The 17,589-nt window shown below is 55.9% G+C and carries 14 protein-coding genes and 1 pseudogene; 10 read left to right on the top strand and 5 right to left on the bottom strand.

Translation table 11 applies throughout. From position 1 onward, the window contains the following. Window positions 1-88 precede the first annotated feature (88 nt). The 4 genes and pseudogenes from EO087_RS03570 to murB all read left to right on the top strand — a co-directional run. Window positions 89-232 (top strand): annotated as a pseudogene (locus EO087_RS03570) (SDR family oxidoreductase); the annotation flags it as partial. Between the two features lie 6 nt (window positions 233-238). Beyond that, window positions 239-1,006 carry a class I SAM-dependent methyltransferase gene (locus EO087_RS03565; RefSeq protein ID WP_128897679.1) on the top strand — a complete coding sequence of 256 codons (768 nt, stop codon included), beginning with the start codon at window positions 239-241 and terminating at the stop codon, window positions 1,004-1,006. Continuing rightward, complete coding sequence (locus EO087_RS03560; RefSeq protein WP_128897678.1) at window positions 1,006-2,043, top strand: quinone-dependent dihydroorotate dehydrogenase; 1,038 nt, start codon at window positions 1,006-1,008, stop codon at window positions 2,041-2,043. Before EO087_RS03565 ends, EO087_RS03560 begins: the two co-directional genes overlap by 1 nt. A 10-nt stretch (window positions 2,044-2,053) precedes the next feature. Then, complete coding sequence (gene murB / locus EO087_RS03555; RefSeq protein WP_128899789.1) at window positions 2,054-3,088, top strand: UDP-N-acetylmuramate dehydrogenase; 1,035 nt, start codon at window positions 2,054-2,056, stop codon at window positions 3,086-3,088. Between the two features lie 103 nt (window positions 3,089-3,191). Here the strand turns inward: murB and truD are convergent, their stop codons facing one another. The 5 genes from truD to EO087_RS03530 form a co-directional block, all read right to left on the bottom strand. Continuing rightward, on the bottom strand, window positions 3,192-4,205 hold the full coding sequence (gene truD, locus EO087_RS03550; protein ID WP_128897677.1) for a tRNA pseudouridine(13) synthase TruD: 1,014 nt from the start codon (window positions 4,203-4,205) through the stop codon (window positions 3,192-3,194). Between the two features lie 32 nt (window positions 4,206-4,237). Beyond that, entirely contained in the window at window positions 4,238-4,561 is a 324-nt protein-coding gene (gene ftsB, locus EO087_RS03545) for a cell division protein FtsB (RefSeq protein ID WP_128897676.1), read from the bottom strand. Between the two features lie 18 nt (window positions 4,562-4,579). Then, window positions 4,580-5,878, bottom strand: coding sequence for a phosphopyruvate hydratase (gene eno, locus EO087_RS03540; protein WP_128897675.1), 1,299 nt, complete (start codon window positions 5,876-5,878; stop codon window positions 4,580-4,582). 83 nt (window positions 5,879-5,961) lie between these two features. Beyond that, window positions 5,962-6,792: a 3-deoxy-8-phosphooctulonate synthase gene (gene kdsA, locus EO087_RS03535; RefSeq protein ID WP_128897674.1), complete on the bottom strand. Its 831-nt coding sequence runs from the start codon at window positions 6,790-6,792 to the stop codon at window positions 5,962-5,964. Continuing rightward, window positions 6,789-8,459 (bottom strand): CTP synthase, encoded by a 1,671-nt coding sequence (locus tag EO087_RS03530; RefSeq protein ID WP_128897673.1) that lies wholly within the window; start codon window positions 8,457-8,459, stop codon window positions 6,789-6,791. The genes kdsA and EO087_RS03530 overlap by 4 nt, the downstream gene beginning before the upstream one ends. Window positions 8,460-8,471: 12 nt before the next feature. On the opposite strand from EO087_RS03530, the gene EO087_RS03525 reads away from it, so the two are divergent. The 6 genes from EO087_RS03525 (at window position 8,472) to hypF (ending at window position 17,581) form a co-directional block, all read left to right on the top strand. Beyond that, entirely contained in the window at window positions 8,472-8,726 is a 255-nt protein-coding gene (locus tag EO087_RS03525; protein WP_128897672.1) for a hypothetical protein, read from the top strand. Beyond that, complete coding sequence (locus EO087_RS03520) at window positions 8,716-9,642, top strand: CesT family type III secretion system chaperone (RefSeq protein WP_164931755.1); 927 nt, start codon at window positions 8,716-8,718, stop codon at window positions 9,640-9,642. The genes EO087_RS03525 and EO087_RS03520 overlap by 11 nt, the downstream gene beginning before the upstream one ends. Before the next feature lie 186 nt (window positions 9,643-9,828). Further along, window positions 9,829-11,250: a hypothetical protein gene (locus tag EO087_RS03515; protein ID WP_128897670.1), complete on the top strand. Its 1,422-nt coding sequence runs from the start codon at window positions 9,829-9,831 to the stop codon at window positions 11,248-11,250. A 48-nt stretch (window positions 11,251-11,298) separates the two neighbouring features. Beyond that, window positions 11,299-12,753 carry a hypothetical protein gene (locus tag EO087_RS03510; RefSeq protein ID WP_128897669.1) on the top strand — a complete coding sequence of 485 codons (1,455 nt, stop codon included), beginning with the start codon at window positions 11,299-11,301 and terminating at the stop codon, window positions 12,751-12,753. A gap of 453 nt (window positions 12,754-13,206) precedes the next feature. Next, window positions 13,207-15,045 carry a hypothetical protein gene (locus EO087_RS03505; protein ID WP_128897668.1) on the top strand — a complete coding sequence of 613 codons (1,839 nt, stop codon included), beginning with the start codon at window positions 13,207-13,209 and terminating at the stop codon, window positions 15,043-15,045. A gap of 106 nt (window positions 15,046-15,151) precedes the next feature. Beyond that, complete coding sequence (gene hypF / locus EO087_RS03500; protein ID WP_128897667.1) at window positions 15,152-17,581, top strand: carbamoyltransferase HypF; 2,430 nt, start codon at window positions 15,152-15,154, stop codon at window positions 17,579-17,581. Window positions 17,582-17,589: the final 8 nt, after the last annotated feature.

Raw genomic sequence — 17,589 nt, 5'->3', positions numbered from 1 at the left:
CGCGGGATTCTGGCTGAAGATCCAAAAGCCTCGAAGGACTGTGGCATGACGTCACCTTCAACCTCCGCCCCTTCGATTTTCAAGGTTATCGCCTCTCGCCAAGATTCCGTTCGATCGCTTTGGCAAGCCGGAGGAAGTCGCCCATGCAGCACTGTTCCTTGCCTCGCCGTGGGCAAGCTGGATCACCGGCCAGACGCTGTGCGTCGATGGCGGCCAACTTCTTTCGGGGTAAACAACCATGCCTGACTTGAAATCCACCGAGCGCTTCAGCGACCGCGTCGCGGACTATGTACGCTATCGCCCCACGTATCCCACAGCCATGCTCGACTGGTTGCGCGATGCGCAGGGTGTGACGCCGGATTGGCGCGTGGCGGATGTGGGCGCCGGCACCGGCATTTCCAGCAAGATGTTTCTGGATGTTGGTCATTCGGTAACGGCGGTGGAACCGAATGCAGCGATGCGTGAAGCAGCTGTAACGTGGCTAGGCAGTCATCCGCGTTTTCATGCTGTAGATGGACGCGCCGATGCCACCTCACTGGACGATGGCAGTGTCGATCTGGTGTCCGTTGCACAAGCGTTTCATTGGTTCGATCCGGCCAGCGCGCACAAGGAATTCCATCGCATCCTGCGCAAGGGTGGTCTTGCTGCGATTTACTGGAACTCGCGCCGCCTGGTCGGTACGCCGTTCCTGGTTGGTTACGAAGCACTATTGCAAACCTACGGCACCGATTACACCAGCGTGGCCGAGCGTTATGCCGACGAACCGCACATGCGCCAGTGGTTTGGCGCCGGCTGGCGTGGCAGAGGTGAATTCGAGCATTGCCAGTTGCTGGATTTCGATGCCTTGCACGGACGTCTGATGTCTTCCTCGTATGCGCCAAAGGAAGATCATCCCAACCATGCCCGCATGATCGAAGCGCTGCGCAAACTGTTCGATAGCTGCCAGTCGGAAGGCAAGATAAGCTTCGACTACGACACCCGCGTTTATGTGGGTGAGATTTCCTGATGTACGACTGGATTCGTCCGCTGTTGTTCAAGCTGGACGCTGAGAACGCGCATCGCCTGACGCTGTATGGACTGGATGTCGCCCACCGCAGCGACCTGGGACGTTTTGTGGCCACGCCGCCACCAGACCTCCCAGTGAAAACGTTGGGTCTGCGTTTCCTGAACCCGGTCGGCCTTGCGGCGGGCCTGGACAAAAACGCGAGCCATCTCGATGCACTGGGCGCACTCGGCTTCGGCTTTATCGAAGTCGGTACCGTCACGCCACGCCCGCAGATTGGCAACGATCGTCCGCGCCTGTTCCGCTTGCCGCAGCACGAAGCCATCATCAATCGTATGGGTTTCAACAACGAAGGCGTGGATGCGCTGGTGCGCAACGTGCAGAAATCCAGCTATCGCGGCGTGCTCGGCATCAATATCGGCAAGAACAAGGACACGCCCAATGAAAAGGCGGTAAATGATTATCTGTTCTGCCTGGAGCGCGTCTACGCACATGCCACGTATATCACTGTCAATATTTCCTCGCCCAATACCAAGGGACTACGCGATCTGCAGGAAGAGGCGACGCTGCGTCGCTTTATCGAAACCTTGCGCGAAGCCCAGGAACGGCTTGGCTCACAGCAAAGCGCACGCAAACCGATGTTGTTGAAAATCGCACCCGACCTGAGCGAAGCCGAACTGGACAGCATCGCGGAAGTGCTGCTGGCCACCGGCATCGATGGCGTGATTTGCACCAATACGACCATCGATCACTCTGCCGTCGCCAACGATCCGCTCGGAAATGAAACCGGTGGTCTGTCCGGCAAGCCGCTGCTGTCACGTTCCACCGAAGTGATGCGTGGTATGCACCGTCGCCTTGGCGATCGCATCGCCATCGTCGGTGTCGGCGGCATTCTCGAAGGCCAGGATGCCGCGGAGAAGATCGATGCCGGCGCGTCGCTGGTGCAAATCTACTCAGGTCTGATCTACCGCGGGCCGGCCTTGATTGCCGAATGCGTCAACGAAATCCGCCGCCAGCAGGAGCCGCGCGATGGTCGTTGAACGCATCGACATGGGCGGCTACACCTTGATCGAAAACGCCCCGCTGGTCGCACGCAACACGCTGCGCGTAGCTGCCCGGGCAAAACTGCTGGCCGAAATACGCGATGCCTCCAAACTGCCGGAGTTGCTGGATTTCCCGGCCGTTCGCGCAGGTCGCCTGCTCGTGTTAGGCGAAGGTAGCAACATCCTCTTGACCGGCGATGTCGACGGCACCGTGCTGGCGATGGAAACACGCGGCGTGCACGTGGAACAGGATGGTGAAGTCGCACGCATCGCCGTGGCCGCTGGCGAACGCTGGGATGATTTTGTGCGTTGGACCTTGGGCCAGGGCTTTGCCGGCCTGGAAAACCTGATCCTGATACCAGGTACGGTCGGCGCCGCACCGATTCAAAACATCGGCGCCTACGGCATGGAAGTGGCCGAGTTCATTGAAAGCGTGGAAGCCTGGGACCAAGTGAAAAAACGTGTCGTAACGTTGGATCGCAACGCCTGCGCTTTCGCCTATCGCGACTCGCTGTTCAAGCGTGAGCCCGACCGTTTCATTGTGACGGCCGTGCGCTTCGCCCTTCCCCGCACGCATACGCTACGGCTGGACTACGCCGGCATCCGCGAAGAGCTGGAGCGCATGGGTGTGGATAAGCCGGCACCCTTTCATATCGCCGAAGCGGTGGTTCACCTGCGCACACGCAAACTGCCCGATCCCGCAGTCATCGGCAACGCCGGCAGTTTTTTCAAGAATCCCATTGTCGAGGTTGCACAAGGCGAAACGCTGAAACGCGAGTATGCGGAGCTAGTCGCCTGGCCGGGGAACGATTCACGCTGGAAACTTTCTGCCGCATGGCTGATTGAAGCGGCCGGTTTCAAAGGCATGCGCGAAGGCGATGCCGGCATGTCCAACCGACATGCGTTGGTCTTGGTCAATCACGGCACAGCCAGTGGCCATGAGCTATGGCAATTGGCGCAATGCGTGATCGAAGGTGTACACGCCCGTTTCGGGGTGAGACTAGAACCAGAACCCGTGGTGATTGGATCCGAATACGAGTAATGCCGGATCAATAACCAGAATGCGACGTTCTCGACGGAACGATGGATTGGGAAAGCAGACAAGGACGCCAATAGCTTACCGCTTACCGAATAACCGTGCGGAATCAGCTCAGCATTTCGCGTACAACCACCGTAGCGTAAGCACCCGCGGGCAATTCGAACTTCAGTTCTAGCGATTGCTCATCCAGCCAGCACCACTGCATTTCCTTAGGCAGAAGACGCAGTGGGCGTCGCTCCTGTTCCATACGCGCGGCAGCCAGACCCTCGGCAAGATCAGCGTATTGCACAGCGACAGCGCGCTCCAGTTCACCGACGGCATCCGTCGTGGGTGGTTCACTCTGCCCCCACAGCGGACCGGAGGGATGGATATCGCCGTGCACGAGGCGTTTGGCAAGCGCATCGTCGAAAGGTTCGGGGCCAAACCATGAACGTGAACCGGCCAGGGACCAGATTTCTCCGTCCAAAGGTTTATCCCAGGCATCACGCTCCACGCGCACAGCCAGCACGGCGTTGAAAATATGCGAGCGTGCAGCGGACAGCAGGATGGAACGCTTGTCGCGATCCACGCGCCGACCAGCAAACATCGCACGTGCTTGTGCTACGTTGCCGCCTTCGCGGCCGAAACGCTGTTCGCCAAAATAATTGGGCACGCCACGCGTGGAAATCGCCTGCAACACTTCTTCCGCTCGCATACGATCGCCACGCACATCGCGCAGCACCAGCACGAAGCGATTACCTCGCAACGCGCCTCGCTTGAGCTTGCGCTTGTGTCGCGTATTCGCCAGCACTTTCACTTCGTCATACGCAAATGCAGCCCAATTCGGATCGGGTTTGCCGGCCAGTTGCACGGTAAAGGCCTGGCGCGTCACAGCGTGACGATCCTTCAAGCCCGCATAACCCACGTTGACGGGCGGCACATCAGCAAAACGTGCCAGCTCGCGCGCCACCCAATCGGTATTCGCACCACGCTTTTCCACCCATAGCAAGGCGTGTTCGCCCTCGCCATCGGCGTCGTAGCCGAGGATTTCGTCGACGCGGAAATCTTCCGGCGTGCAGCGCAGTTCGGCGCTTAGTGGCGGCATGCCGTAGGCACGCGGGAGTTCTGTTTCGGAAGTCATGAAAATCTGCCGGAATGACAGTGGTGCGGGATTCAATGGCCGCTTATACCCGAAGCCGCAGGGTCAGTCGCATTGGAACCCGACTTTGGCACCACCTGATAGAAGGTTTCGCCGGGCTTGATCAACCCCAGCTCGGCACGGGCACGGGCTTCCACCGCTTGCTCGCCATGTTTGAGGTCATTCACATCCGCCGCGAGCGCCTGGTTGCGCAGGGTGAGCTTGTCGTTCTCGTCACCCTGTTTTTTTATCGTGGTGCGCAGCGCTTCCACCTCGGACATGCCGCCATGATTGGACCACAGTTTAAGCTGCAATCCGATCAGTATCATTAGCAGGACCAAGGCGACCCAGCGCAACATGAATGGGCGTGACCTCGCTCAACCGGGCAGATGCGACAGGTTCGGGAACGCATTGCGGCCAGCATAACGCGCTTCGGCGCCCAACTGTTCCTCGATCCGCAGCAACTGGTTGTATTTGGCCACGCGGTCGGTACGACACAGCGAGCCAGTCTTGATCTGGGTGGCGGTGGTGGCAACGGCGATATCGGAAATGGTGGTGTCTTCGGTTTCGCCCGAACGATGCGAGACGATCGCGGCGTACTTGGCGGCATCGGCCATGGCGATGGCTTCCAGCGTTTCCGACAAGGTGCCGATCTGGTTCACCTTGATCAGAATGGCGTTGGCGATCTTCTTCTCGATGCCTTCGCGGAAGATCGCCGGGTTGGTGACGAACAGATCGTCACCGACCAGTTGCACCTTATTGCCGATCTTGTCGGTGAGCAGCTTCCAGCCGGCCCAATCGCCTTCGGCCATGCCGTCTTCGATGGTGACGATGGGATATTGTTGCGCCCAGCTTGCCAGCAGATCGACGAACTGCGCCGGTGTGTAGACCTTGCCCTCACCCTCCAGATCGTACTTGCCATCCTTGAAGAATTCGGAGCTGGCCACGTCGAGGCCGAGCAGGATGTCGCTGCCGATCTTGTAGCCGCTCTTGTTCACGGCTTCGAGAATGGTATCCAGCGCTTCGATATTGGAGCGTAGGTTCGGTGCAAAACCACCTTCATCGCCCACCGCGGTGTTGAGGCCCTTGCCCTTCAGCACACTCTTCAATGCATGGAAGATTTCGGTACCGGCGCGCAGCGCTTCGGCGAAGTTCGGCAGGCCGACCGGCAGCACCATGAATTCCTGCACGTCGACGTTGTTATCGGCGTGTGCGCCACCGTTGATGATGTTCATCATTGGCACCGGCAGTGCGCCCGGCTTGCCGTTGCAAAGGTACTTCCACAGCGGCTCACGGCGCGAAGCGGCGACAGCGTGTGCGGTGGCCATCGAAACACCGAGCAGCGCGTTCGCACCGAGGCGGCCCTTGTTCGGGGTGCCATCGAGTTGGATCAGCTTGCCATCCAGACCTTTCTGGTCAGCCGCATCGAAACCCTTCAATGCACCCAAGATTTCGCCATTGACGTTGCCGACCGCCTTCTTCACACCCTTGCCCAGGTAACGGGACTTGTCACCATCACGCAGCTCCACCGCCTCACGCGTACCGGTCGAGGCACCGCTGGGCACGGCCGCGCGGCCAAAGGCGCCGCTGGCGAGCGTGACTTCTGCTTCGAGTGTGGGGTTGCCGCGGGAGTCGAGGATTTCGCGGGCGTGGATGTGGGTGATGGTGGTGGTCATGGCGTTCCTGAAGATTGAAGAATGTAAACATCAAACTAGCGAAACCTGCTCCCTCTCCCCTCCGGGGAGAGGGAGTTAGCGTGTCATTGTTGTTCTAGGAACCCATGTCGCTTCGTCACAACATCCAATTCCAACAGCGTTTGCAACAGCGCATCCATCTTGTCTAAAGGCCAGGCATTCGGCCCATCGCTAAGCGCCTTGGACGGGTCCGGATGCGTCTCCGCAAACAGACCAGCAATGCCCACCGCAACAGCCGCACGCGCCAGCACCGGCACGAATTCGCGCTGACCACCCGAACTGGTGCCCTGCCCACCCGGCAACTGCACCGAATGCGTGGCATCGAACACCACCGGGCAGCCGGTTTCGCGCATCACGCTGAGCGAGCGCATGTCGGAGACCAGATTGTTATAACCGAAGCTGGCGCCGCGTTCGCAGACCATGATCTGCTCGTTGCCGACTGCCTTGGCCTTGGCGACCACGTTTTTCATATCCCACGGCGCGAGAAACTGGCCTTTCTTGATGTTCACCGGCTTGCCGGTGCGCGCCACCTTCTGGATGAAATCGGTCTGGCGGCAGAGAAATGCCGGTGTCTGCAGCACATCCACCACCGCAGCGACTTCGTCCATCGGCGTGTATTCGTGCACGTCGGTCAACACCGGCACGCCCAGCTGGCGCTTCACTTCGCTGAGGATGCGCAAGCCTTCTTCCATGCCAAGCCCACGGAAGCTTTCGCCCGACGAGCGATTGGCCTTGTCGTAACTGGATTTGAAAATGAAGTTAATGCCGAGCTTGCTGGTGATTTCTTTCAGCTTGCCGGCGGTATCGATCTGCAATTGCTCGGATTCGACCACGCAAGGGCCGGCGATCAAGAACAGGGGTTTGTCCAGGCCAACTTCGAAACCACACAACTTCATGCCGCCGACTCCTGTGCCAGCTTTTGCCCATCGCGCACCGCCTTGAACTCACGTGCGGCACGCACAAAGCCGATAAACAGCGGATGGCCATCGCGCGGCGTGGAGGTGAATTCCGGATGCGCCTGGCAGCCGAGGAACCACGGATGCTTTTGCATCGGCAATTCGACGATTTCCACCAGCAGATCGTCCATCGATTTGCCGGAGATAACCATGCCCAGATCCTCGAAGGATTGGCGATAGCGGTTGTTGAATTCGTAGCGGTGGCGGTGACGCTCGCGCACCACGTCCTCGCCGTAGAGCTGACGCGCCAGGGTGCCGGCCTTGAGACGGCATTCCTGCGCACCCAAACGCATGGTGCCACCAAGGTCCGAGCGCTCGCTGCGCTGCTCGACTTCACCGGCCGTGGTGGTCCACTCGGTGATCAGCGCGATCACCGCGTTGGGTGTATGGCGGTCGTTCTCGCTGGAATCGGCATCGGTCAGGCCAGCCACGTTACGGGCAAAATCCACCACGGCCGCGTGCATGCCGTAACAGATACCGAAGTACGGCACGCCGTGCTCGCGAGCGTACTTGGCCGCCAGTACCTTGCCTTCGAAACCGCGTTTGCCGAAGCCGCCTGGCACCAGGATCGAATCCGCCCCGGCCAGCACCTTGGCAGCGCCTTCGGCCTCGATCTGCTCCGAATCGATCCACTTCAAGTTGACGCGCGTTTGCTGCTTGATGCCGCCGTGCCGCAGCGCCTCGCCCAGGGACTTGTAGGCATCTTTGTGTTCGACGTACTTGCCGACGATGGCCACGGTGATCTCGTCCTTGGGATGCTCCACGGCCTCGACCGTGCGCTGCCAGCCCGAAAGATCGGCCGGCTTGGCGTCCAGACCCAGCCGCTTGACCACGATGTCGTCCAGGCCCTGCTGATGCAGCCACAGCGGCTGTTTGTAGATGATGTCCACATCAGCGGCGCTGATCACCGCCTGTTCGGGGACGTTGGTGAACAGCGCGATCTTGCGGCGCTCGCCGTCCGGCAGTGGCTGTTCGCAGCGGCACAGCAGGACATCCGGCTGGATACCGATGGAACGCAGCTCCTTCACCGAGTGCTGGGTGGGCTTGGTCTTGATTTCGCCGGCTGCCTTGATGAACGGCACCAGGGTCAGGTGCATGAACAGGCACTTTTCCGGCCCGTGCTCGATGCGCAGTTGGCGGATCGCCTCCAGGAACGGCAAGGATTCGATATCGCCCACCGTGCCGCCGATCTCGACCAGGGCCACGTCAAAGCCGCGAGTGGCCTCGTGGATGCAGTGCTTAATCTCGTCGGTGATATGGGGAATGACCTGAACGGTCGCACCCAGGTAATCGCCGCGACGCTCCTTGCGGATCACCGAGTCATAAATCTTGCCGGTGGTCATGGAGTTCTTGCCGGTCAGGCGGGTGTGGACGAAGCGCTCGTAATGGCCCAGGTCCAGGTCGGTCTCCGCGCCATCGTCGGTCACGTAGACCTCGCCATGCTGGAACGGACTCATGGTGCCCGGGTCCACATTGATGTAGGGATCAAGCTTCATCATGGTGACCGAGAGGCCGCGCGCCTCGAGAATGGACGCGAGCGAAGCCGCTGCGATGCCCTTGCCAAGCGAGGACACCACTCCGCCAGTGACGAAAATCAGGGGGGTCATGGAAAGCAGCCAATGCTGGAAATCGGCATTTTAGCGGCTGCGCAGACGAATCGCGAGAGGCTTGGCGGAGGGCGCCTATATCGATATGGCCCTGGCGATGAAAAAAGCTGCCTCGGTCAAGCTGATATCGTTCAGCAAGACCGGAGTGAATCTCGGGTATCTACCCGATATGAAGTGGCGCGTTGGATCATTGAAAATGGCCTCATGCGAGGATCCCAGAACACCATGATTATCAACCACCATGATTTTCGACCATATGAAAAATGAATCAAAGTTCAGCGAGCACAGGTTTCAAATCAGCCGTACTTTAAATGCAATACCTCTTCAATATGATTCAAGTTCCGACTTGAATGACCATTGTAATAACAGGCCCATTACGGTCAATATTCCTTGGAATGGAAATCTTATCGGCATAACCCACATTCCTGCCGTAGACAGCAATCGCTTGCTTATCCATTCCGAGATCAACAGTGCGTCATCGCCTAAAAGCCTTGAGGCACTACGTTCCATTATGAAAATAAACCATGCCCTGAGCGAAAATACGCAGGCATCTATTGGATTTAGTGAACGCGATAAAATAGTGATATCGCTAGCATTGCCAGTGGAGCACTTGGACACTCAATCGCTCATGTATGCGCTTGACTGCATTGATAAATTAAGTCTCAAGCTAAGTGAAAATGACGATTTTTCTAATGTGGATGACTTTCGCCTGATACTTGAAAGCCATGATTTTCTAGCAAACGATGACATCAAGCAAGAAGAAGCCGAAAAAAAATTTTCATCCCTTTGCAACGAAATAAAATCCGACCCAAGCGTAGATGGACCCTATGATACAGAAAGCAGTGGTTTAGATATTGGCTGCGGCTCCACAAGAGTCTTCTTATCCCTAAACACCAAGTTGCCTTCCGACGTTGTCGTCAATTGCAAGCTACGGGAAATAAAAAAGGGAGCATCTAGCGCATTGATTAACCTTCTTAAGATTAACCATGTGATGTCCTTCATGAAAGGTGGAGTCTTTAGCATAGACGAAAGAGACAGCAGAATTGTTTATAGGTGGCACCAGGATATCTATTCATTCAATGCGGAAGACTTGATGAATTCAATCGCCGAAATCGTGCGATTGTCGAATAGTGACTATAGCGATATAAACATCGTTATCAACGAAGGAGTTATGGTCATATGACGAAAAATAAACGCGGATATCGCCATGGATAAACGATATTTAACTGTATATCAGTAAACACATGTATCGATAAAAAATTTTATTGAAAGTATTCTTATTTAATTACGCACACGCCAGCCGACCAATCATGGTCTTAAATAACCACTTTTATTTAATTTAAATTCCAATTTAATTGACTTCATTCAAATGAATATTTTTCCTATTTTTACGGCTAAAGATGCCGCGATCGAAACCAGTAACTATGCTTCGGCTAGTAAAAGAATCTATGCACCGAATGTTGCTACGGTTGCAACACCTTCCATTATGAGTTGGTTGCAAAGCTTTATCTCTCATGGGTCCTCATCGTCCGCTACGGCAATCAGCATGCTTGCCCATCCAGACCCGGTTAAACATAAGAACATGTTGGAGAAAGTTTCAACATTAACAGGCGGAGAAATATCGGCGGAGGAAGCGCTGAATAACCCGCTAAAGTTTGAGCATGCTAGTGCAAGAATAGCCCTAGGTCATCCCGATCAGGACGTGCTTGAAGATTTGTATCTCGTTCATAGCCACATGAAAAACATGTATAGAATGGCGCCACCTGAGGTTAAAGACTACTTACTTGGTGGTAGCGACAAAATGGCTCGCGGTGGATTTGGCATGACTCCCACTGGAGAAGGCGATGTAGATGCATTGGATCGATTTCTGGATGCTGATCCAAGAACGCTTCCTGCACATGAGCTAGTGAGCGGAATAGAGACCATTTGTACAGCAGAGGGATACAGATCAATCGGTGCGAATTGGACCAGAGAGCCGACTCAGCCGAAAACGCCCGATCAACGAACAATCCAAAATTCCATCAATGCGCTAACCGCCTCAAATAGAACGTATTCCATTGGCGAGGTTTATCAGTCTCGCGGGGGTGACGATGTAGCTTGTAAGGTTGCTGACGGTACAAACGTTCCTGGCGGCCATTTTCGAGTGATGGACGAGCCCGATACTTTCCTACCGGGGGAACGCCCCCCTCTTGCTCCAGTTTCTGACTATAGATATTTCCGCCAATTTGATGGCGAAAGGGAATCATGGGTGGGCGAAGCGGAAAGAAAAAACATTCCTGTTCGTGCCCATACATCGGGTACCGCACCGCTAACGATGTCCGCACTGGACGGGCACCTTTCTGGAGCGACAGGAAACACCGCACCATCACAGAGATGGGGCGATCGATCGATGACTAGAACTGATCCGGTCAGGCTCGAGCAGGCGGCGGCAATGACCGCTTTGCCCACTTTTGTTCGTGGTAGTTACCATACCAACGCGGAAACACAGGCCGGCATCAAGCATTATCATGACATGCACCGTTATTCAGCGCATGAAAGCGATTGGCCTGCTCCTACAAAACCTCGTGATTTGCAGAAGTTGGCTAATAATAATCTTTTGGCCATCACTAGTGACAAAAACTTGCCAGGTGAAAATTTCTCAGCTCGAGACGTGATGAACGAATTGCAAAACGAGCAATATGATCGACGAAAGACGCAAAGTAGGTTAGTAAAACAGGAGCAACAACAGGCAAGACATGACGTAAGAATAGCGACCGTGAATACTACTGCGCGTAGATTTATAGAAGAGTAGCATGCAAGACATCGTGTCTCTTATATAAATTTAGTTGATATCATAAAAATGAATATTTTTCCGATTTTTACGGCTAAAGATGCATCGAATGCACTTTCACAAAAAAATATCGAAAATGGTAATCATACTTCGGCTAGTAACAGCACTTCTGCGCCGAATACTGCCATGGTTGCAACGCCTTCCATTATGAGTTGGTTACAAAGTTTTATATCTCCTGAGTCCTCATCGCCCGCTCATCCGGCAATCAGCATGCTTGCCCATCAAGACCCGGTTAAGCATAAGAATATGTTGGAGAAAGTTTCAACATTAACAGGCGGAGAAATATCGGCGGATGAAGCGCTGAATAACCCGCTAAAGTTTGAGCATGCTAGTGCAAGGATAGCCCTAGGCCATCCCGATCAGGACGTGCTTGAAGATTTGTATCTCGTTCATGGCCACATAAAATACATGTATAGAATAGGGCCGTCTGAGGCTAAAGACTACTTACTTGGTGGTAGCGACAAAACCGCTCGCGGTGGGTTTGGCATGACTCCCACTGGAGAAGGCGATGTAGATGCATTAGATCGATTTCTGGATGCTGATCCAAGAACGCTTCCCGTACATGAGCTAGTGAGCGGCATAGAGACCATTTGTACGGCAGAGGGATACAGGTCAGTCAATGGAGATTGGGCCAGAGAGCCGACTCAGCCACGAACGCGCGCTCAACTAATAGTGCAGCATTGCTTCGAAGCGCTAACTGCTTCAAATAGAACGCCTCCCATTGGGGAGGTCTATCAGTCTCGCGGAAGTGACGATGTAACGGGTACGATTGCTGACGGTATAAACGTTCCTGGTGGCCATTTTCGAGTGATGGATGAACCGGATACTTTCCTACCGGGGGAACGCCCCCCTCTTGCGCCAGTTTCTGAATATAAATATTTTCGCCAATTTGAGAATCCGTACCTTAAAAAGGAATCATGGGTGGGCGAAGCGGAAAGAAAAAACATTCCTGTTCGTGCCCATGCATCGGGCACCGCACCGCTAACGATGTCCGCACTGGACGGGCATCTTTCTGGAGCGACAGGAAACACCGCACCATCGCAAACATGGGGCGACCGATCGATGACTAGAACTGATCCGGTCAGGCTAGAACAGGCGGCAGCAATGATCACTTTGCCCACCTTTGTTCGTGCTAGTTACCATACCAACATGGAAACACAGGCCGGCATCAAGCATTATCATGATATGCACGGCTATTTAGCGCATGAAAGCGATTTTCCCGCTCCTGCAAAACCTCGTGATTTGCAGAAGTTGGCTAATAATAATCTTTTGGCCATCACTAGTGACGAAAACTTGCCAGGTGAAAATTTCTCAGCTCGAGACGTGATGAACGAATTGCAAAACGAGCAATATGATCGACGAAAGACGCAAAGTAGGTTAGTAAAACAGGAGCAGCAACAGGCAAGACATGACGCAAGAATAGCGACCGTGAATACCACTGCGCGTAGATTTATAGAAGAGTAATGTACGGATCATCACGAACGATCGTGATCGAACACGGGACGAATATCTTCGTCGAACGCTTGAGACTAACCATCAAGCACGAAGTCTGAAAACCAAGCGTTGAAAGACGCTTTGCTAAGAGCTTTCTCTCGCACTCTTCCCTCACGCTGCTTTCACGGGGTGCGTTGTTACATGCGTACGAAATAAGGATGGTGTAAAGGGGAAGCTTTATTATTTTGCGTGCTTGATCGCAATCGAGGCGCACACCTCGCCAAATAGTTAGCATTTTTCAGAACATCGCGCCCACAAGAAGGCCGCGACTTGAAATCATTGGGTTCGAATTTTCTGCAGGGCAAACTCATAGCGCTTCCATGTAATCGCCTGTGAAAGTTTAGGCGCATGTTGATTTATTACATCGAGCAGGATCGTAGCTTGACCAACTTTGTTAGAACTGTACCAAAGGAGTTGAGAGCCATGAGAAAGCTAGCTGCAACGAAGCGGAACAACCGCGCGATTTTCAAATTGCTGAGCGCGACGGTGGTGTTAGCTCTGGCGCCAACCGGATTCGTCAGCGCACAAACCGTCGTGCCGTCGAATGCACAACCGCTGTGCGCAGTGTCGCCAGCCACCTTTGCCAGTTGGTTTGTCAGCGGCAAACCAAGCCTGAACGGCCCGGTCAATCCAGCCAACAGCATCCAGTTCCCGAACCAGAACGATTGCAATTTCTATAATTGGGGAGCGCAGATGTTCCTCTGGCTCACCTCTCAAGCATCGGGACCCTATGGTTCTAGTGGCTTCGTATTCGACTCGCCGATTTTCTATAACATTTCGGGTTCGAGTTACTCGCAAAACCCAGGCGGCATCGCACCGCTGCAACTCCATCTGCGTAGTGCCGAAGCCGGCCCCCACGGTTTACAGCTCGTCACGGACAAGCAGGGGCGAATGTTCGAAGTGGTGCCAGCGCCGCAAACCAAGGGTGGTCATTCGCTGGTGCGAAACGCCGCAGGTAAAATGATCGAGATCCATCGCATCCAGGCGCAGCCTGGTAAGAAACCCGAGTTCTTCGATGCATCAAACAAGCTGATCGGTTTACCGAAGGCCCCCATGCTCGACACGACACTAGCCCAGCGCATCGCCCCTGAACTGGCTAAGGTTACTTCAGAAGAACGCAAACACCTCGTGCAAGCGTTCGAAGCAAACGGTCAGGTGGTGTTCGTCGATAGCAATGGCGACGCCATCGACCCGACGCAGGGCCAAGCCGGTTCCCTGGCGGGTGTGCTGCTGGCACGAAATCAGTCGTTGGTGTACTACGCCGCGATGGTCAACGATGTGTACGCCTTCTTCCAGACCGGCACCGTGAACGGCACCTTCGGCCCCTATTCGCCGAACAACAACTATTTTTTCCCCACGACACAAAGCCAACTCAACCCGGTGATCGCCTACGCGGCCTCAAAAGGTTCGTCTCTACCTGACCGTATTGCCTTGACGATCGAATTGAAAACCGCATGGATCGATACGGTCGGCTTGTCGGCGCTGGGACTGAATCCCAACGACTTCATCACCGTCACGGCCTCGGTTCCCGACTACAACAAGAGCAATCCGAAACTGTGGATTCCCACCGGCCAGAATAAAACGGTCACCTTGGCGATGGTGGGCATGCATATAGTCGGCAGCGTCGCGGGGCATTCGGAAATGGCCTGGGCCACCTTCGAGCACGTCACCAACACGCCGAGCTCCGGTTACCAGTACACCAATAACCAGGGTGGAACCTCCACCGTGCCGCAAGGCCAGGCCGGCAAGTGGGCATTCGCCTCACCAGGCGCGACAACCTACAACGTTCAGAAAGCGAACTACCTTGCACCACCCAATATTCAGGGACAGACTCAAGGCAGCGCGACGTCGAATATCACGCCTAGCGATACCATGCTCCTGAAGGCTTGGGGTACCGGCTCGAACGCGTCGAACTTCATAAAAGAAAATACCGAGGTCATTTCATCCGACAGCAGCGTGCTAACCCAGCTCATCCACGGTGATGTGCGCGCCAATTACATCATGACCGGGGTGACCTGGACGATCAAAGGACAAACGGTGGAAAACCCGGCACCTGGCCAGACGCAGCCTAACAACCAGATCGGTACCAACCTACTCGCCAACACGACCATGGAGACTTACGAGCAAGGAACCAGCAGCCAAATGAATAACGGTACGAACTGCTTCAGTTGCCACACCAATCTTAACCAGCCGACCAAGCAGCCGGCCAACACCAACGTGAGTCACATCTTCAGCGGACTCACGCCGCTGTACCCGAAGTAACGTTAGCCACACGGTCCTGCGGCGCCGCCGGTGCCGCAGGACATCGACCCTGTCCGGATCAGTATTTAAGCCGGATCCTGATGTATCAACACGGTGAGATCGGCACATGTCGACAGTGTGGCAACACATTGATGTGCGCGTCACAGGTACGGTACAGGGCGTGGGATTTCGTCCGACGGTGTACCGACTCGCCCTCGCCTGCGGTCTTAACGGCGAAGTACTGAATGACAGCGACGGCGTACTGATCCGGCTAGTCGGTGCACCGCATGATCTGCGCGATTTCCTGCATCGATTACCTAACGAGGCACCACCGCTAGCGAAGATTGACTCCATTGCCGCGACCGAGAGTGCCGATGCTCGCGAATATCACGGCTTCCACATCGCCGATTCGCGCCATGCGGCAGGCCGGACCGACGTAGCGGCCGATGCAGCCGTTTGCCAGGCTTGCCTCGACGAAATCAGCGATCCGCAGCAGCGGCGCTATCTGTATCCTTTTACCAATTGCACGCATTGCGGACCGCGACTGTCCATCGTGCGCGGCATTCCTTACGATCGCCCGACAACCACGATGGCCGCCTTCGCCATGTGCCCCGAGTGCGCTCGGGAATACGGCGATCCGCTAGACCGGCGTTTTCATGCGCAACCGATCGCTTGTCACGCTTGCGGCCCGACACTGACGCTGCACGAGCATGGCATACCGCTTCAGTTCGACACCCACAGTCATTCGCGTGAGACCGTGGCGCGCCAATTGCAGCATCTATGTCATGCACTTACCGCTGGCAAGATTGTGGCCTTGAAGGGCCTGGGCGGATTTCATTTGTGCTGCGATGCCACCCGTCGCGAAGCGGTCGTCACGCTACGCAAGCGCAAGGCACGCGAAGCCAAGCCGTTCGCCCTCATGGCTGCCGACGTGAGCGAAGTACGCCGTTATTGCCATGTGTCCCCGCTTGAAGAACAACTGCTCGGTAGCTCTGCCGCGCCCATCGTGCTGCTCCATGTACACAACGAGTTCGCGCCAGAGTGCCCGGCCCTGGCGGATGCCATTGCACCGGACAGCCGGCTGCTTGGATTCATGCTGCCTTACACGCCGCTGCACTATCTGCTGTGCCGCAAGTTCGGCCGGCCACTGGTCATGACGAGCGGAAACGCCTCTGGCGAACCGCAACTGATCGACAATGTCGATGCCTTGTCCAAATTGGACGGCATCGCCGACCTGATCGCCACACACAATCGCGACATTGCCAACCGCATTGACGATTCGGTGCTGCGTGTTGTCGCCGGCCAGTCCCGGTTACTACGACGCGCGCGTGGTTATGCGCCGCGCTCGATCACACTGCCCAAGGGTTTTGAACAAGCCGACGGTATCTTGGCCTACGGTGCCGAGCTTAAGTCGACGTTCTGCCTGGTGAAACAAGGTGCAGCCATCCTGTCGCAGCATCAAGGTGACCTAGAAGAAGTCAACACCTACGAAGACTACGAGCGCAATCTCATCCTGTATCACCAATTGTTCGATTTCACGCCACGCCATCACGCCTACGATCTGCATCCCGAATACCTGAGCAGCAAACTGGCACGCAGCGAGCCTCGTGTTTCAGCCATCGCTGTACAACACCACCACGCGCACATTGCCTGTGCCATGGCGGAAAACGGTTTAGCCAGAACGCATCGCCCCGTGCTTGGCATCGCCTTCGACGGACTAGGCATGGGCGATGACGGCAGCCTGTGGGGCGGTGAATTTCTTTTGGCCGATTACGCCGGTTATCACCGGCTAGCGTGCCTGAAACCAATCGCCATGCTGGGCGGCGGGCTGGCGGCTCGGCAACCGTGGCGCAACAGCCTGACACAACTTCTCGCCTGCATGGCGTGGGAGGATTTCACGGCACGCTACGGCGATACGGAACTGGGCCGGATGCTGCGGGCCAAACCCATCTCGACCTTACGTGCCATGTTGCGCGAGGGCATCAACTGCCCACTGGCAAGTTCCGCCGGCCGCCTGTTCGACGCCGTGGCCGGCGCGCTCGACCTGCACGCCGAACAGGCGCAATTCGAGGGACAGGCAGCCATCGCGCTGGAAATGTTGGCCGACCGTAGCACGCTTAAGACCTGCCTCGCCGTCGCGACGAAACACCATGGCGAGGACTACCGCTTGCATATCGTGCCGCATGTCACCCCGCGGATACTTGATCCAGGCAGCATTTGGCCGCGCTTGTGCGAAGACCTGCTGCACGGTGTGCCGCCCGCCATCATCGCCGCACGTTTCCATGCAGGATTGATCCTGGGTATCGCCGACATGATCGAACACTTGCGGGGCGAGCATGACTTCGACGAAGTGGTGCTCTCTGGTGGCTGCATGCAGAACGCATTATTGCTCGAGGGCTTGATCGACACGCTGACTAATCGCGGCCTGCGCTGCCTGACACACACACTCGTGCCGGCTAATGATGGAGGCATCGCCCTTGGACAAGCCGTGATCGCTGCCGCGCGCATGGCTGGACAGTCGTCAAGCGCCGCATCGATTCCTTATCTTCATGCATAACCCGAAGA

Origin of the sequence: Dyella sp. M7H15-1 (assembly GCF_004114615.1) — a bacterium.
Lineage (GTDB): Bacteria > Pseudomonadota > Gammaproteobacteria > Xanthomonadales > Rhodanobacteraceae > Dyella_B.
The sequence above is the reverse complement of the archived record's forward strand: the minus strand, read 5'-3'. Positions and strand labels throughout refer to the sequence as shown.

Excerpts from the sequence above, each read along its gene's own strand:
- murB (WP_128899789.1), top strand. The coding sequence starts at position 2,054 with ATGGGCGGCTACACCTTGATCGAAAACGCCCCGCTGGTCGCACGCAAC.
- EO087_RS03560 (WP_128897678.1), top strand. The coding sequence starts at position 1,006 with ATGTACGACTGGATTCGTCCGCTGTTGTTCAAGCTGGACGCTGAGAAC.
- truD (WP_128897677.1), bottom strand. The coding sequence starts at position 4,205 with ATGACTTCCGAAACAGAACTCCCGCGTGCCTACGGCATGCCGCCACTA.
- ftsB (WP_128897676.1), bottom strand. The coding sequence starts at position 4,561 with ATGTTGCGCTGGGTCGCCTTGGTCCTGCTAATGATACTGATCGGATTG.
- EO087_RS03530 (WP_128897673.1), bottom strand. The coding sequence starts at position 8,459 with ATGACCCCCCTGATTTTCGTCACTGGCGGAGTGGTGTCCTCGCTTGGC.
- EO087_RS03510 (WP_128897669.1), top strand. The coding sequence starts at position 11,299 with ATGAATATTTTTCCGATTTTTACGGCTAAAGATGCATCGAATGCACTT.
- EO087_RS03505 (WP_128897668.1), top strand. The coding sequence starts at position 13,207 with ATGAGAAAGCTAGCTGCAACGAAGCGGAACAACCGCGCGATTTTCAAA.
- EO087_RS03520 (WP_164931755.1), top strand. The coding sequence starts at position 8,716 with ATGAAAAATGAATCAAAGTTCAGCGAGCACAGGTTTCAAATCAGCCGT.
- EO087_RS03515 (WP_128897670.1), top strand. The coding sequence starts at position 9,829 with ATGAATATTTTTCCTATTTTTACGGCTAAAGATGCCGCGATCGAAACC.
- EO087_RS03525 (WP_128897672.1), top strand. The coding sequence starts at position 8,472 with ATGCTGGAAATCGGCATTTTAGCGGCTGCGCAGACGAATCGCGAGAGG.
- kdsA (WP_128897674.1), bottom strand. The coding sequence starts at position 6,792 with ATGAAGTTGTGTGGTTTCGAAGTTGGCCTGGACAAACCCCTGTTCTTG.
- eno (WP_128897675.1), bottom strand. The coding sequence starts at position 5,878 with ATGACCACCACCATCACCCACATCCACGCCCGCGAAATCCTCGACTCC.
- hypF (WP_128897667.1), top strand. The coding sequence starts at position 15,152 with ATGTCGACAGTGTGGCAACACATTGATGTGCGCGTCACAGGTACGGTA.
- EO087_RS03565 (WP_128897679.1), top strand. The coding sequence starts at position 239 with ATGCCTGACTTGAAATCCACCGAGCGCTTCAGCGACCGCGTCGCGGAC.